The sequence below is a fragment of the Pantoea sp. DY-15 genome, from assembly GCF_019795935.1.
GTDB classification, from domain to species: Bacteria; Pseudomonadota; Gammaproteobacteria; order Enterobacterales; family Enterobacteriaceae; genus Pantoea; species Pantoea leporis.
The window spans coordinates 88,308-104,718 of record NZ_JAIMIF010000001.1; the positions used below are offsets into that span (position 1 = coordinate 88,308).

Sequence of the window (16,411 nt, forward strand, 5' to 3'; positions counted from 1 at the left end):
ATCAAACCCTTACAGGGTGGAGATGTGCGCAGTCTGCGTTGTCATCCGCCTTTTTTTGCTGCCTGTATTCTACGAGCAATGCGCATGAATTCTGAGTTTCACCGGCACACGGCACTGGCTGCCAGGACCAATATGGAAGCACACACGGTAAGGCTGACGCGGCGCAGTCTGCGCACCTTATCCTCGCTGCTGTTTGGCGTGCTACTTCTCTCTGTGGTGATGGTGCTGGTTATCGCCCATCGACAAAACATCGACTCAATCCAGCAGGATGCCAATCTGATGCGTCAGGCGTGGCAGCAACAGCAGCAACAGATGCTCGTCGATGCGCGCGATTATGCTAACTGGGGCGAAGGCTGGAAAAACCTGCATCTGACGGTCAATAAGGTTTGGGCGTGGGACGAAGAGAACTTTGGTCCGGGGCTTTACAAGGAGTATCACTACGACGGCGTGTTCGTGGTAGATGGCAATGGGAAAACCCGCTATGCGGTGATTAACGGTGAATTATCAGATGCTTCGATTGAGAGCTTGTTAGGCGCACAAAGCAACGTATTGCTAAGCGCGGCGCGCTCACTGCATGACGCCGTTGCAGGCAATGCGCTGGTGGAGAGTAACCCGGCGATCGTCGTGGCCGCACCGATTACGCCGGGCAAAGGACAGGATTTGCCGACGATGCCCGGCCCCGCTTCGGTCATGGTGTTCGTTAACATTTTCACGCCACAAAAACTGCAAACGCTGGGCACATCCCTGAATGTGATTGAACCGCGCATCGCCAGCGATCTAAACGATGCGCTGTATGAGCCACGGCTGGTGGAGCCGGTGCTGCAGGGCGAACCCCTGGTGCTGCGCTGGCAGCCGAAAAATCCCGGCTTCGGCGTGATGTGGCTGATGATGCCGCTGCTGCTGTTCACCGCGCTGGCGGTGGCGCTGGTGACGCGTCGCGTGCTGCGGCATGCACTGCACAACGCGGTGATCTCCGATCGTCGCTTTGAAATGCTGGCTATCAGTCAGCGTGAGTTGGCCAACAGCGAAGAGCGTTTTCGCGATCTGGCGGAAGCCGCGTCGGACTGGATTTGGGAAGTCGACGCACAGGGCCGCCTCTGTTATCTCTCGTCGCGCTTTGCTGCGGTGACCGGCCATGAAGTGAAAAGCTGGATTGGACGTCCGCTCGATCAACTGCTGAGCCATCCCAGCCATTCGCTGGTCTCCTGGCTGATGCGTCAAGGCGAAGAGGTGAAACATGTGCCGCTGCGCTGCCAGTTTATGTCGGCCAACGGCGAGCGCCGCATTGGGCAGTTAATGGCGAAAGCCATTCGGCGTAACGGCTTGCGCTCGGGTTTTCGCGGCACGGTGTCGGATATCACTCATGAAGTGGACGCCGAAGCGCGAATTCAGTTTCTGTCACGTCATGACATGCTGACCGGCCTCGCGAACCGTATGCAGCTGCAGGAGTATTTAACCGCGTATCTGGAGTGTGTCAGCGCGGATGATCCGCTGTTTGTCATCAGTTTCGATCTCGATCAGTTCAAACCGATCAACGACACGTGGGGCCACGCGGTCGGTGATGACGTTTTGAATGAGATCTCGACACGGCTGAAAAGCTTGCTGGCGCCGAATGAACTGGCGGCCCGGCTCGGCGGCGATGCCTTTATTTTGCTGCTGCGCGAAAGCACGCGGGCGGGTGTGGAATATCGCTGTCGTGCGCTGCAGCGCATGGTGCATCAACCGATCATCAGCGGATCGCATCAAATTAGCCTCACCGCCAGCATGGGCATCGTATCAGCACCGCAGGATGCGGCTCAGCCGGAAGCGCTGTTACGCCTGGCCGATATTGCGCTGGCTCAGGCGCGCAGTGCCGGACGCGATCAGTGGGTTTGGTACTCCACCGATATGGCGAACCATCTGCAGTCAAAACGCGACATGGTGCAGGCGATTGAGGGCGCGCTGCACAATCACGCCTTCACGCTGCATTATCAGCCGCGCTATCAGCTGCAAAGCGGGCAGCTGGCTGGCGCTGAAGCGCTGATTCGCTGGCAGATAGCCGACGATCAATGGATCACACCCGATCGCTTTATTCCGTTAGCGGAAGAGAACGGCCTGATCGCTGCGATCAGCGATTGGGTGCTGATGCGCGCATGCGTGGACGCCCGCGACTGGGGCGAACAGCGCTATGTTTCTGTGAATATTTCGCCGGTGGAGTTTCGTAATAACGATCTGGTGCAGCGCGTGGCGCATGCGCTGGAGGTGAGTGGATTACCGGCCACACGGCTGGAGCTGGAGATCACCGAAAACGTCACTTTTGAGAATCCGGATCGCGCATTGGAGATCATGCAAGGCCTGCGCGCGCTCGGCGTGCGGCTGACGGTGGATGATTTTGGTACCGGCTATGCGGCGTTGGGCTATCTGAAAACCTTTCCGTTCAACGGCTTGAAGATCGATCGTTCATGGATGAAGGAGTTCCCGGAATCGCAGCAGGCGCAATCGGTGGTGGCGGGGATTGTCGGCCTGGCTCGCGCGTTTGCGCTGACCATTACTGCAGAAGGGATTGAAACCGAAGCACAGCTCAGGGAGCTGAAAGCGCTGTCGTGTGAAGAAGGGCAGGGATATTTCCTCGGCCGCCCCATGCCGCTGGCAGCGTTTAATGCCCGGTTGAAGGAAGAATTAACATCGTAGGGTCGCCATTTATGGCGACCATCATTTGAAACCGCTTAACGCACTCTGATCGCAACAAACGTCATCAGAGCGGCGAAGCCAACAAAAATCACCAGTTCCATCATTGTCTCCTCGCTAAGAAAATTCTTAGTTAATTGTAGTGGCTGGCGGATTGATTTTTAGACAGTGCGTGCGATTAATCCTAACTTTTGAGAGGAAGATCGCCCTTTTGAGCTGATTAGTGCGACCAATCTGCTGTAAAAATTTCCGTTTCACGGTCACGCTTTGCTACTCTCAAAAACCGGTTGTCTATTTATCCAGGAGGAGAAACTTGTGACCCATTATGGAAAAGCGCTACTGGTAACGGCCTTTTTTGCCCTGACCGCTTGCCAGTCAGCCAGCAAACCTGACGCCAGCGCGGCTGCCAGCCACGATCCGGAAACCGATCAGTGCGGCGCATCGCAATACCAAAACTACGTTGGTCAGCCATTATCGACGCTCGACAACAAACGCTTCGACGTCCCGGTGCGTGCTATTCCGTGGAATTCAGCGGTAACGATGGATTTCAATCTGCGTCGGATAAATTTCGCGGCGGATCAAAGCGGTAAAATTTCCCGGGTGTACTGCGGATAACAAAAAAACGACATTGCATTGTCATCTGGCTGTCACAGCGCCGGGCGAGGATAACTGCGCACTACGGAGATTTCCTCGTCACTCTCGAATATGCAATGTTCGTCTTATTTCTTCCCGCTGCGGCGGGAATTTTTTTTATCTTTCGGCCTGCAAGGCTGATGGAGGAGTGATGATGAGAACGAGTGGAAAATTACTGCTGTTAACGCTGTTGTTGAGTCCGCTGGCGCAGGCGTCGAGCGAAGCCGCATGGCAGCAAAACGACAAAAATATGCAGCAAAGCTGTCTCAAGGCCAGCGGCCTGAAGACAGTGAAAGTGGTGGGTAAGCCGATTCAGTATTATGACAGCGTGGGCTTTGATGCGCTGCTGCTGGAAGGTCGCTATCCGCAAAAGCACATGAAAAATCAGGTCGGACGCGAACTCTGCCTGTACCAGCGTCAAAGCGGCAAAGCATTTGTCAGCGAAGCCGACCATCTGCGTGCGGTAAAATAGTGGCGTGGGCCGCTATTTCTGCGGCCCCGATTCCAGCAGTTTTGCCAGTAAGTTGCGGTAGCTCTGCAGCTGCTGTTCATCCCCTTCAAATTCCAGCTTATCAATCACGCGCGCAATAATCGCTTTGCTGGTGGCAGGCTGTCCGTCATCCATCAGTTCGCGCATGATCGCCGCTAGCATGTCGCTCTCATGCGGTGCATGCCAGGCTGGGCTATTAAAATAGTCGGTAATCGCCCGACTGGCGCTGTTTGGCTGGGTTCTCATAGCTGACCTCCGCAGAGACAACGATGCCCACCGCCGGATAACGGCAGCATGGGAAAATTGGGTTTAATCATGCGGACTGTCCAGAACAGACAGCGCGTCGCCAGTGGTAACTGGTGGTTTTTTAAACATAGATGCGGTGTGGAATATTGTCAGTAACGTGTAGACATATTTTTTCACGTTTGCCTGCCATTGCGATGCGCTTATCTTGCGGCAAGCAGGGTTTCAGCACATAAAGACACTAAAAAACGGCTTTCAGACATGATTTGCTGTGAACAAAATCACGCTCGACAGTGTAAAACTGCGTTTTTTCGCCCATGCCATGTTTTGCCGTCCGGTAATGTTATGAGATTGTTAGACTGAACTCTCGTTTCATTCTGCTGATGCCCACGCCCATGTTACGCTCCATCGAGTCCTGGAAAGTTAATCTGATATCCGTTTGGTTTGGCTGCTTTTTTACCGGACTCGCCATCAGTCAGATCATTCCCTTCCTGCCGCTGTATGTAGAAGAACTCGGGATTCGTGGCGGTAACGCGCTCAGCGTGTGGTCTGGGCTCACCTTCAGCGTCACCTTCATTGTTTCTGCCGCCGTCGCGCCGTTGTGGGGCAGCCTTGCTGACCGTAAAGGGCGCAAGCTAATGCTGCTGCGCGCCTCTTTCGGCATGGGCGCGGTGATTCTGCTGCAGGCGTTTGTCACTCAGGCGTGGCAACTGTTGCTGCTGCGTGCGCTGATGGGCCTCACGTCCGGCTACATTCCCAATGCGATGGCGCTGGTGGCGGCGCAGGTACCACGCGAACGCAGCGGCTGGGCGCTAAGCTGTGTTTCCACCGGGCAAATCAGCGGCGTCATTCTCGGGCCGATGATTGGCGGTTTGCTGGCGGACTGGCTCGGTTTACGCATGGTGTTTATCGTCACCGCCGTGCTGCTGATGGTGAGCTTCCTCGTCACTTTGTTCCTGATAAAAGAGACCGGTTATACGCCGGTCAGCAAGCAGGACAAATTGAGCGGTCGCGACGTGTTTCGCACCCTCGATAATCCGCGCTTAATGATCTGTCTGTTCTTCACCACCATGGTGATTCAGATGTGCAACGGCTCGGTGAACCCCATCCTGACGCTGTTCGTGCGTGAGCTGGCACCGAATGCGCAGAACATTGCGTTTCTCAGCGGGGTGATCGCCGCGCTGCCGGGCGTATCGGCGCTGATCTCCGCGCCACGGCTGGGTAAACTCGGCGATCGTATTGGCACGCAACGCATTCTGCTCGCCACTATGATGGTTTCATTATTGCTGCTGGTGGCGATGTCGTTTGTCACCAGCGCGACGCAGTTGGGCGTGTTGCGTTTCCTGTTGGGATTTGCCGATGGTGCCATGATGCCGGCGGTGCAAACGCTGCTGGTGCGGCATTCACGCGATAACGTCACCGGGCGCATTTTCGGCTACAACCAATCGTTTATGTATCTGGGTAACGTGGCGGGTCCGCTGCTGGGCGCGGCGGTATCGGCGGCAACCGGCTATCGCTGGGTGTTCTTCGCCACGGCGATGGTGGTGATGGTTAACGTGATCTTCCTGCGCCGCTTCTATCGTCGGCCGAAAACCACGCTGACTCCACCTTTGAGCCAGCGTGAAACCGCAGAAAAACCTACTGACGCAACGTCAGCGCGTAGTGCCAGCGCTGCTGAGAAAGCAAAAACTCCGGGCTAACGCTTGGGCTCCATGAATCATCACCGCCGACGCCCATGTGGAAGCCATCGAGGTGCAGCCAGCAGCCATCCTCTTGCTGCAATAAGTGGCGATGCGAGGTGGCACGCAGCTGTTCAAGGCTGAAGCGACTGAGCGAAAAGGCGAAGTCGCCGCTCACCTGCAAGCCATTGCTCTGTAACTGACGCGTGCCACAGCGCAAACCATTTTCACCGGGGAACACATACGCGGTGCTGAGCGCTGCCAGCGGCAGCTGCCAGCGCGAGAACTGCGCCGCCAATTGGCGATCCGGATAGTTCTCGTGCGGGCCTAAACCGAGCCAGCTCACCTGCTGCGGCGACTTCGCCAGTTGGCAGCGCAGCCCGATGCGTGCCGGCGGCGGCAAACCGGGCGCCTGTTCCACATTGACGCTGATGGACAACTCACCGTTAGCATTGATCTGATAGCGTTTGTGGCTGGTGAAAGCCAGCTGACCGTTGGCCAGCCACTGATGCCAGGTTTCAATCAGCACGCTGTGTTTCAGGCTATCGACCTGCATATCCACCAGCACCGCTTGCAACTCATCGTAGCCCGCACGTTTCCAGCGCTCGACCCACGCATTGGGATCAACATTGGCAGCTTCGCTGGTGCCGATATCGTTATCAATCGGCGCACGAATAAAGCACTCCTGCAGCGGCGTGATCAGCGTTTCTTCATCATCGACAAACCATTGCACCAGCTCGCCGCTGCGGCGCGAGAAGTGCCAGCGCTGTTGGGGCACAACTACCGCCACCAGATCGTGATTGGCAATCAGTTCCGGCGCGGTGGCACCGATCTCCACAACGCGCACCGGCAGCGCAGCGGGCAGCGGCCACTGATCCCAGGCGACGCGCGCATCCGCTTCGGACCACGGCGTGGCGTTGATTTGATGCACCGCCAGATTCAGCCACGCGTTGCCCTGCAAATTTTCACTGGCGGGCAGCGTCACCGTCTGGCTGCCTTGAGCGGCGAGATCGAGCGGCAATTCACCGCTGGCGATGGCAACGCCATCCTGCTCGATTGACCAGCGCAGCACTTCGTTATCGCTGCGGCGGAACAGATATTCGCTGCTGACGGTAAAGCGATACGGCTCGTTAGCGTCCCGCTGAAACTGGAAGAACTGCTGCGCGCGCTGGGCTTCAAACAGCGCCGGATGCGGTGAGCGGTCGGCAAAAACCAGCCCGTTCATGCAGAACTGGCGATCGTTCGGCGTATCGCCAAAATCTCCGCCGTAGGCTTGCCAGGCTTCACCGTTGTCGTCGTAGCGCGTCAGGCTTTGATCGACCCAATCCCAGACAAAGCCGCCCTGCAAGCGCGGGAACTGGCGGAAGGCTTGCCAGTATTTAGCGAAACCGCCAAAGCTGTTGCCCATCGCGTGGGCGTATTCACACAGAATCAATGGCCGCGTCTCGCCCGGCAAACCAATCCACTTTTTCAGCGACCACTTTGGCACCGCCGGAAAAGGCTGATCCTGATCGACGCGCGCGTACATCGGGCAGACGATATCGGTGGCGGCGGTGTTGGCGCCGCCACCTTCGTACTGCACCGGACGCGTCGGATCGCTGCTTTTCACCCAGTGATAGAGCGCATCGTGCGTGCTGCCGTGACCTGATTCGTTGCCCAGCGACCAGATAATAATGCAGGCATGATTGCGGTCGCGCTGCACCATGCGCGTGACGCGCTCGCTATAGGCGGCGAACCAGCGCGGATCGCTGGAGAGGCGATTCATGGGCTGCATACCGTGCGTTTCGATATTCGCCTCATCCACCACATACAAACCATATTGATCGCACAGGCGATACCACAGCGGATGATTAGGATAGTGCGCGCAGCGTACCGCGTTAAAGTTGTGGCGCTTCATCAGCTCGATGTCGCGGCGCATGCTGGCTTCATCCACCACCTGACCGTTTTCCGGGTCATGTTCATGGCGGTTCACACCACGAATCAGCAGCGGCTTGCCGTTGAGGCACAATTGGCCCTGCTCAATGCTGACGCGACGGAAACCGACGTCGTAAGCTTCGGCTTCGATCACGGCACCGTTTTCATCCAGCAGCGTCACCACCGCGCGATAGAGATGCGGCGTTTCGGCGCTCCACAGTTGCGGCTGGTTGACCGGCAAGATCAGCAGGGCGCGTTCGGGATAATGACCGCGCTCGTCGATAATCGCACTGCCGGGTGCCTGTTCCTGCTCACCAATGCAGCTGTCGCCGCGCCACAAACTGACGCGCAATCGGCACTGCGCGGGCTGACGATCGCCGGCGTGGATCTTGACGCTGACACGCAGATCGCCGCGCAGGTATTCCGGGCTCAGCGCGGTTTCAATCTGCACATCGGCCAGCTGCGTCTCCGGCTTATGCAGCAAGCTGACATCACGGAAGATGCCGCTCATGCGCCACATATCCTGATCTTCCAGATAGCTGCCATCGCACCAGCGCAGCACCATCACGGCTAAGCGGTTCTGGCCGGGCTGCAAAGTGTGAGTGAGATCAAACTCGGCGGGCAGGCGGCTGTCCTGCGAATAGCCGATCCACTGGCCGTTACACCACAGGAAGAAGGCCGAATTTACGCCGTCGAAGATAATGCGCGTCTGGCCCTGTTGCAGCCAGCTAGCATCCACTTTGAATGTGAGCGAGTAGCATCCAGTAGGATTCTGTTGCGGCACCAAAGGTGGCGTTACCGGAATTGGATACTGCACGTTGGTATAAATTGGCGCGTCAAAGCCGTGCAGCTGCCAGTTTGCGGGCACCGGCAGCGCATCGGCGCCAGGCAAATCCTGCAGCAGCCAGCTTTGCGGTACCGCTTCCGGCTGCGTGAAGTAGCTGAAGCTCCATTGGCCGTTCAATAGCTGGCGCGAAGGCGAAGGGCGGTCATCGCGCGCGCTAATTTCGTCGCGCCAGCTGGCAAACGGCGGATGCGCATCCAGTCGATTAAGGCTGGTGATCACCGGATTTTCCCAGTCACGGCGCGCCAGAATTTCACTCAGGGAGACAGCAGATAAGCTCATGATGAGATCTCATTTATTGTAATGCGCTCACATTGCGTGAAATCGCACCGGCTGTAAAGCGATCAACCACGATTTTGCGCAGCGCGTTGGCAGCAATTTATGCCAGCCTTGCAATGTTTTTGCCGCTTTAGTGCCAGTAAATTGTTAAGCGTGGTGAGCAGAGATGAATAGCGCCGGGTTGCGGAGAATTCTGTATTGTCGCGCCCGATGCGGCCTCATACACTCAGCCCGATTTCACCATTCCGAGGTAATTATGGTCCGTATGTTTAAAATCGCCGCAGTTGTGGCATTGGTTACCGCGCTGAGCGGTTGTATTTTCCCACCTCCGGGTGGCGGCGGTTGGGGCGGCGGTCATGGTGGCGGCGGTCCGGGTCGCGGCTTTATGGGGCCCCGCTAATTAGCACCAGCATTAATTAATAGAATAAGCGAAACGTTTCAATTCACCATTAAGCGTTCAGAGAAACGTTTCGCCATTACATATTGAAATCTAGCCGGTTTTTTTATTCTGCCGTTTGGCTGTTTTTTTCTGAAAACCCTTAAAAATCCTTGTTGTTTTATTCAGCGCAATGCTAACGTCTGTTTTTCTTCTCTCATTGAGCTTGTCGCATGAAAAACCTGATTGCGGAACTCCTTCTAAAGCTGGCTGAAAAAGAAGAAGAGTCTAAAGAATTAGTGGCTCAGGTTGAGGCATTAGAAATCGTGTTAACCGCGATGCTGCGCAAACTGAATCCCGATCAATTCCACGACATTGAGGCCGCTATTAAATTAGCCATGCCGCCCGTCGCTCCCGCGGCTGAAACGCCCGATACCACCATGCTGCGTAATTACGTAGAGAAGTTGCTGCATCATCCGCGCGTATAATGGCTATCGCCTGTTTTTGCAGGCAATTGTCATTATCGATTTCTCGTATTTGCTTATTCCGTGCCATGCTTAGAGAGCAATAATGCTACGGAGAATCCGGTAATGAAATCGTGTCTTTTGGCAATAATGACAGCAGGCTTGCTGATTGCAGGCGGAGCGAGTGCGGCAGAGAAAACCGCACAGCAGGAAAAAATGACCCAGTGTAACCAGAGCGCCGGTACACAAAATCTGAAAGGCGATGCGCGTAAAACCTTTATGAGTGACTGTCTGAAAAAAGACAGCAAAATGGGCAGTATGACGCCGCAACAAATGAAGATGAAAACCTGTAATGCTGATGCGGGCGATAAAAAGCTCACCGGCGATGCACGTAAAACGTTTATGAGTTCGTGCCTGAAGAAAAGCTGATTTAATTAGCGATACATCGTCGCCGTTTTAAATCTCTCATGCGTGAAAAGTAATAAGGGTTCATGTTTAGCGTGAACCCTTTTTTTATTGCTGTAAGCTGCGGCGCAGACATATTCAATTTTACTTATCACGTCAGAGGAAAAACTCATATCAGGATCCTCATCACAAAATCGCACCGATAACGCTGCCAGGATGCTTTAGTCCTAAATAATGACTAATTATTCCATCCGCTCAATCCCCGCGAAGCCAGAGCGTTCGTTGGGCAGCCTTTACCTGTGGAGTCTGCTATGAATGTGCTTGATTATGCTGTGATGGCGCTTTATGCGCTGATGATTGTGGCTATAACCTTGTGGGCGATGCGCAAGGTGGGCAGCACGCGTGATTTCTTTGCGGCTGGCGGCAAAATGCCGTGGTGGCTGTCGGGCGTGTCGCATCATATGTCAGGATACAGCGCGGCGGTGTTTGTCGCCTATGCGGCGGTGGCTTACAACATGGGCATCACCATCTATTTTTGGTGGGCGTTTCCCATCGCGATTGCGGTGTTAATAGGTTCACGCCTGTTTGCGCCGCGCTGGGCGCGCTTGCGCATCTATATGAACATCGAATCGCCGATGGAATATCTCGCCACGCGCTACAACTTGCCAACGCAAATGGTGCTGGCGTGGAGCGGGGTGCTGCTGAAAACTTTTGACGTCGGCGCGAAGTGGGCGGCAATTGCGGTGATCATCAACGTCTTTACCGGACTTGATCCGCTGATTGGCATCTGCGTTTCCGGCGCGCTGAGTTTGTTTTACACCGTGATGGGCGGATTGTGGGCGGATGCCTGCAACGACTTCGGCCAGTTCGTGGTGCAATTTGTGGCCGCGATTGTGATGGTGGTCGCGGTGGCGGTGCATCTCGGCGGATTTGCTGAACTGTTCACCATCTGGCAGCGTTTGCCGCCAACCCATACCCAGATTATTCAGGAGCCGTACAGCATCGGCTTTATTCTCGCCTATTTCGTCATCTACACGCTGAGCTACAACGGCGGCACCTGGAATCTGGCGCAGCGCTTTATAGCCGCGCCCGCCGGCCGCGATGCACGCAAAGCGGCGCGCCTCTCCGCCGCGCTCTATCTCATCTGGCCGCTGATTCTGTTCTGGCCGATGTGGGCAGCGCCGCTGCTGTTTCCCAATCTCAGCGATCCGTCGCGCTCTTATTCGATGATGGCGATGGAGCTGCTGCCGAATGGTCTAGTGGGTTTGGTGCTGGTGGCGATGTTTACTCACACGCTGTCGATGACCTCGTCGGATGCCAACGCCATTACGGCGGTGGTGACGCGCGATATCCTGCCCGGCATGCTGCCGAAACACTTTCAGCGCGGTAAAAGCTCGCTGCTGGTGGCGCGGCTCACCGCTTTTATCTTCATTATCACCACGCTGGTGATTGCCATGAACGCCAGCCACTTCGGCGGCGTGCTGTCGCTGCTGATCATCTGGTTTGGCGGCTTAGTCGGCCCGATCTCCATTCCTATGCTGCTGGGTTTGCTGCCGGCATTTCGTCGCAGCGGTAGCGCCGCCGCGCTGGTGAGTTGGGCGATCGGCGTCGGCACTTTCTTCTGCGTGAAATTTGTCTTTACCGATGTCAGCACCGCCACCGTGGTGGCTGCGCCGGTGATGTCCTCGCTGGTGCTGTTTGTGGTGATGGGCTGGTTACGCCGCGCGCCGGTGCGCCCGGAAGTAGATCAGCTGCTGAACGCACTCAATCAGGATCAGGATGCGCCTGCCGCACAGCGCTGGGCGCACAAAAGCAACGTCTCACAGGAGGGATAACATGACGCTCTTACAACAGGGAACCCGAGATCGCTTACGGATCAGACGCTTCGCCAGCCGCGCGGCATTAGGTGCGGCTGCGGCGCAGGATGTGGCTGCGTTTCTGCGTCAACGGCTGAGTGAACAGCATGTGGTGCGCATGGTGTTTGCCGCCGCGCCCTCGCAAAACGAGTTTCTCGCCGCGCTGGTTGCGGCCGCGGATATCGACTGGTCGCGCATTCACGCCTTCCATATGGACGAGTACATCGGGCTGGAGGCGGATGCGCCCCAGCGTTTCAGCCACTTTTTACGCCAGAAGCTGTTTGATAGGGTGCAGCCTGGCGAAGTTCACTTGATCCCATCTTGCGGCGATCCTGCCGCGATCTGTGCGGATTACGCGGCAAAACTTACCGCTGCACCGATTGATGCGGTGTGTCTGGGGATTGGCGAGAACGGCCATTTAGCCTTCAACGATCCGCCAGTGGCCGACTTCAACGATCCTTTCTCCGTTAAGGTGGTGCAGCTGGATAATGCCTGCCGCCAGCAGCAGGTCAACGATGGCTGTTTCGCCACTGTCGAGGCGGTACCGACGCATGCCGTAACGCTAACGATTCCCGCCTTGATGAGTGGTGCGCGGCTGTTCTGCATGGTGCCGGGTGCGAGCAAACGCGCGGCGGTGCGCGCAACGCTTGAGGATGCGATCTCCACCGCGTGTCCGGCGACGTGTCTGCGCCAGCATGCCGATTGCACGCTCTATACCGACAGCGATGCCTGCCCGGAGGTGACCTTTGACTAACCTCATTTTGCGCGGTCGCGATTACCGCACGCTGCAACCGATTGAGCTGGAGATTGAGCACGGCACCATCAGTGATGTGCGCGCGCTGAATAAACTGGAAGAGGAGATCATCCTCGCGCCGGGCTTGGTCGATCTGCAGGTCAACGGCTTTCAGGGCGTCGATTTCAACCACTTTCCTTTTAGCGAAGAGGATGTGCTAAACGCCACGTGCGCGCTGTGGCAGCAGGGCGTCACCAGCTTTTTGCCGACGGTGATCACCGCCATGCCGGAGGAGATTACGCAGGCGATGCAGCGACTCGTCAGCGCCCGCCAGCATCATCCTGACGTGGCACGCGCCGTGCCCGGTTTTCATCTGGAAGGACCTTTTCTGTCGCCTGAAGATGGGCCGCGTGGTGCGCATCCGCGCGAGGCGATTCGGGCACCGGATATCGCGCTGTTCGACAGCTGGCAGCAAGCCGCGCAGCAGCATATTCGCCTGCTAACGCTGTCGCCAGAATGGCCGCACAGCGATGCACTGATCAAACATTGTGTGGCGCAGCAGGTGCGCGTCGCCATTGGGCACACGTCTGCCACGCCAGCGCAAATTCACGCGGCGGTTGACGCGGGTGCCACGCTCTCCACCCATCTCGGCAACGGCGCGCATCTGCAACTGCCGCGCCATCCCAATTACATCTGGCAGCAGCTGGCGGAAGATGCGCTGACGGCCACCTTGATTGCCGATGGCGATCATCTGCCGGCGGACGTGCTGAAAGTGTTTCTGCGTGCCAAAGGCGAGCAGGCGCTGCTGGTCAGTGACGTCACCTCGTTCGCCGGGCAGCCGCCGGGCATCTACGACACCGCGATTGGCGGACGCGTGCAGCTTAGCGCTAGTGGACGCCTGAGCATCGCCGATGCGCCGCAGCTGCTGGCGGGATCGGCGCGTGGTTTGCTGGAGGGCGTGAACTTCCTGCTGCGCCATCAGCTGGCGACGCTGGCGCAGGCGATTGAGATGGCGTCTGTTCGTCCGGCGCGGCAGCTCAATCTGCCGCAGCAACAAGGTTTGGCCTGCGGCGCACCCGCCGATGTACTGCTGCTGGCTGCTCAGGCGGACGGCGGCGTGGCTTTACGCGGCTGTGTGAAGCAAGGCGCTGTCGTATGGCGGGATGGTGAAGATTATCTTTAGCTAATAAACAATAACTTACCTACCTCAGCGCGTTGTTGATGCGGACAAATCACCATGCTTTGCCAGGCTTACTCTTTGTAGGGATTTGCTGAATACCTCAAAAACCACAAGAAAGGAGGCCTAACGTGAGCTATCAAACTGTCGTGGAACTCAAGTCGCTGGCACAGCGCAAACCCACCAAATTTACCGTCGGCGACACCGATGTGGTACTGATTCGTGACGATGAGCGGGTGCAGGCGTTTCAGGCCAAATGCCCGCACGCCGGGGCGCCGTTAGAGCAGGGCGCGGTGTGTGGCGACAAGCTGATCTGTCCGTGGCACAAAGCGGTGTTTCAGCTGCAGGATGGGCAGATGTGCGAGCCGCTGGCGCTGGCGAATCTCAAGCGTTATCCGGTGCGCATCGAACAAGGCAAAGTGCTGGTCAGCCCGCAGGCGATGTCGCCCGCCAGTGCGCCCTCCGCACAAGGTGAGTCGCCGGTATGCGTGATTCTCGGTTCGGGCGCGGCGGGGAGTGCGGCGATCTGGACGCTGCGCGATGAAGGTTTTGAAGGGCATATTGTGTTGATCGAGCGGGAATCGGCCGCACCTTACGATCGCACCGCACTGAGCAAATTCGTGCCGTCCGGCAAAATGGCGATTGAGGATGTACCCAGGCTGCTGCAGCAGGATGTGCTGGGTACGGTGGAACGGATTCAGGGCGATGTCGAGCAGCTCAAAGCGCTTGAGCAAACGCTGATCCTTAAAGGCGGTCAGCAAGTGAAGTTTGACCAACTGCTCATTGCCAGCGGCGGCGTGCCGCAACCGCTCGATATACCGGGTAAAGATCTCGACGGCGTGCATCTGCTGCGATCGCTTAATCAGGCCGATGAGTTACTCAAAGAGGTGGATAAAACCGAGCAGCTGGTGATTATCGGCAACAGCTTTATCGGTATGGAGATGGCAGGTTCGCTGCGTAATCGTGATGTTGATGTCACGGTGATTGCGCGCCATCCGCTGCCGTTTGCTAAAAAGTTTGGCGAAGAGATTGGCCGCCACTTCTACGATCTGCATCGCAGCAACGGCGTGAAGTTTGTCGAAGGCGATCCCGTGGCGCTGGAAGGCGAGGGCAAAGTCACTGCCGTGCGCCTGAAGAGTGGCAAAAAAGTCGATGCCAGCCTGGTGCTGTTTGGCACGGGCGTGGTGCCGGCGACCTCATTCATCCACGACCTGCCGCTGGAAGAAGATGGCAGCTTGCTTACCGACAGCCAGCTGCGCGTGGCCGATAACATCTGGGTGGCCGGTGATATCGCCAGTTATCCGTCAGTGCAGGGCCCACAACGCATTGAGCACTATCGCGTGGCGCACCAGCAAGGGCGCATCGCGGCGCTGAATATGTTAGGGAAACAGATCCTGTATGACCGCGTGCCGTTTTTCTGGACCGCGCATTACGGTACCCGCTATGAGTATCTGGGGCATGCGGAAGAGTGGGACGATTACCGGCTGCTGGGATCGCTACAGAATAAGCAGTTTATCGCTTTCTATTGTCAGGAGGGGATGATTGCGGCGGTGTGTTCTGCCGGGTTATATACGCTGACAGCAGCGCTGGTGCAGGAGATGCAGCAGCCCATGACGCTGGCGCAGGGTATTGCGCTGTATGAGGCGTATCAGGGGTAGAATCGGTGTTTGAAGGTCGCCATAAATGGCGACCCTACAACTACGCTTATTGCTTACTCAACGCCTCTGACTTCGCCATACACTGCTGCATCGCGTTAATTACTGCGGCGCGGAAGCCTTTCTCTTCCAGCACTTTCACCGCTTCGATGGTGGTGCCGCCTGGCGAGCACACCATATCTTTCAGCTCGCCCGGATGCTTGCCGGTTTCCAGCACCATCTGCGCCGAGCCTTTGACCGCCTGCGCCGCAAACTGATACGCCTGCGCACGCGGCATGCCGCCGAGCACCGCGGCATCGGCCATCGCTTCGATAAACATAAACACATAGGCTGGCGCTGAGCCGCTCACGCCAACTACCGCGTGAATAAGGTATTCATTCACCACCGCCGCTTTGCCAAAGCTTTCGAAAATCCCTACCACTTCATCTACTTCATGCGCTTCCACCAGCACGTTTGGCGTCACCGAGGTCATACCCTCGTTCACCAGCGATGGCGTGTTAGGCATCACGCGGATGATTTTGCGATCGTGGCCGAGTACCGATGCCAGAGAATCCAGCGTCACGCCGGCGGCAATCGAGACCACCAGCACATCTTTCTTCAGCTGGCCGGCAAGATCTTTCAACACTTTGAGAATCACATTAGGTTTCACCGCGCCAAACAGGATATCCACTTCGCGCGCCAGACTTTCCACGCTGTCTGCGGCAGTGACGCCATATTGCTGCGCCATCGCCTGGTTAGTGGCGGGCTTACGGTCGAACACCCAGATATTGGTGGGGGCGATCTGCCCGCTGTTGACCAGTCCGCTAATAATGGCTTTCGCCATATTGCCGCAGCCGACAAACCCGATTTTCTTCTCCAGCATCGCTTTATCCTCTAAGTGGTTCATTTTCTGTGGGGGTAAGCTTACGTCAGCGAGGATTAATAACAAGGCGGGCGGCCAGCAAAAACAGTTGCCATTCTGCCGTAGCACGGCAAGATCAGCCTCATTGTCTGTGA

Annotated in this window: 14 protein-coding genes; 11 read left to right on the plus strand and 3 right to left on the minus strand. The window is 56.8% G+C overall.

All coding sequences use genetic code 11. From position 1 onward, the window contains the following. Window positions 1-84 precede the first annotated feature (84 nt). The 3 genes from K5Y32_RS00455 to K5Y32_RS00465 all read left to right on the plus strand — a co-directional run bounded on the left by K5Y32_RS00455 (window position 85) and on the right by K5Y32_RS00465 (window position 3,772). Window positions 85-2,670, plus strand: coding sequence for an EAL domain-containing protein (locus tag K5Y32_RS00455; protein ID WP_222181519.1), 2,586 nt, complete (start codon window positions 85-87; stop codon window positions 2,668-2,670). 312 nt (window positions 2,671-2,982) lie between these two features. Next, a complete protein-coding gene (locus tag K5Y32_RS00460; RefSeq protein WP_222181520.1) occupies window positions 2,983-3,282 on the plus strand; it encodes an I78 family peptidase inhibitor in 300 nt (99 codons plus the stop codon). 172 nt (window positions 3,283-3,454) lie between these two features. After that, the gene (locus K5Y32_RS00465) at window positions 3,455-3,772 is read left to right on the plus strand and encodes a hypothetical protein (protein ID WP_222182852.1); all 318 of its coding nucleotides are present in this window, start codon (window positions 3,455-3,457) and stop codon (window positions 3,770-3,772) included. 12 nt (window positions 3,773-3,784) lie between these two features. Here K5Y32_RS00465 and K5Y32_RS00470 read toward each other — a convergent pair whose 3' ends face one another. Continuing rightward, window positions 3,785-4,036 (minus strand): biofilm development regulator YmgB/AriR family protein, encoded by a 252-nt coding sequence (locus K5Y32_RS00470; protein ID WP_101762483.1) that lies wholly within the window; start codon window positions 4,034-4,036, stop codon window positions 3,785-3,787. Between the two features lie 392 nt (window positions 4,037-4,428). Here K5Y32_RS00470 and K5Y32_RS00475 point away from each other — a divergent pair, with 392 nt between their 5' ends. Beyond that, complete coding sequence (locus K5Y32_RS00475) at window positions 4,429-5,733, plus strand: multidrug efflux MFS transporter (protein ID WP_101762482.1); 1,305 nt, start codon at window positions 4,429-4,431, stop codon at window positions 5,731-5,733. Here the strand turns inward: K5Y32_RS00475 and K5Y32_RS00480 are convergent. Next, on the minus strand, window positions 5,672-8,752 hold the full coding sequence (locus tag K5Y32_RS00480) for a beta-galactosidase (RefSeq protein WP_222181521.1): 3,081 nt from the start codon (window positions 8,750-8,752) through the stop codon (window positions 5,672-5,674). The genes K5Y32_RS00475 and K5Y32_RS00480 overlap by 62 nt on opposite strands. A 253-nt stretch (window positions 8,753-9,005) precedes the next feature. Here K5Y32_RS00480 and K5Y32_RS00485 point away from each other — a divergent pair, with 253 nt between their 5' ends. The 7 genes from K5Y32_RS00485 (at window position 9,006) to K5Y32_RS00515 (ending at window position 15,418) form a co-directional block, all read left to right on the plus strand. Beyond that, on the plus strand, window positions 9,006-9,149 hold the full coding sequence (locus tag K5Y32_RS00485) for a hypothetical protein (protein WP_218168197.1): 144 nt from the start codon (window positions 9,006-9,008) through the stop codon (window positions 9,147-9,149). Window positions 9,150-9,358: 209 nt separating this feature from the next. Continuing rightward, a complete protein-coding gene (iraP, locus tag K5Y32_RS00490) occupies window positions 9,359-9,613 on the plus strand; it encodes an anti-adapter protein IraP (protein ID WP_101762480.1) in 255 nt (84 codons plus the stop codon). 102 nt (window positions 9,614-9,715) lie between these two features. Next, window positions 9,716-10,018: a PsiF family protein gene (locus K5Y32_RS00495; protein ID WP_222181522.1), complete on the plus strand. Its 303-nt coding sequence runs from the start codon at window positions 9,716-9,718 to the stop codon at window positions 10,016-10,018. A gap of 287 nt (window positions 10,019-10,305) precedes the next feature. Beyond that, window positions 10,306-11,829, plus strand: coding sequence for a sodium:solute symporter family protein (locus K5Y32_RS00500; protein ID WP_101762478.1), 1,524 nt, complete (start codon window positions 10,306-10,308; stop codon window positions 11,827-11,829). 1 nt (window position 11,830) lies between these two features. Then, on the plus strand, window positions 11,831-12,604 hold the full coding sequence (locus K5Y32_RS00505) for a glucosamine-6-phosphate deaminase (protein WP_222181523.1): 774 nt from the start codon (window positions 11,831-11,833) through the stop codon (window positions 12,602-12,604). Beyond that, window positions 12,597-13,766: an N-acetylglucosamine-6-phosphate deacetylase gene (locus tag K5Y32_RS00510; RefSeq protein ID WP_222181524.1), complete on the plus strand. Its 1,170-nt coding sequence runs from the start codon at window positions 12,597-12,599 to the stop codon at window positions 13,764-13,766. Before K5Y32_RS00505 ends, K5Y32_RS00510 begins: the two co-directional genes overlap by 8 nt. 125 nt (window positions 13,767-13,891) lie before the next feature. Further along, on the plus strand, window positions 13,892-15,418 hold the full coding sequence (locus K5Y32_RS00515) for an FAD-dependent oxidoreductase (protein ID WP_222181525.1): 1,527 nt from the start codon (window positions 13,892-13,894) through the stop codon (window positions 15,416-15,418). A 46-nt stretch (window positions 15,419-15,464) separates the two neighbouring features. On the opposite strand, the gene proC is transcribed toward K5Y32_RS00515, so the two are convergent. Then, window positions 15,465-16,277 carry a pyrroline-5-carboxylate reductase gene (gene proC, locus K5Y32_RS00520; RefSeq protein ID WP_222181526.1) on the minus strand — a complete coding sequence of 271 codons (813 nt, stop codon included), beginning with the start codon at window positions 16,275-16,277 and terminating at the stop codon, window positions 15,465-15,467. Window positions 16,278-16,411: the final 134 nt, after the last annotated feature.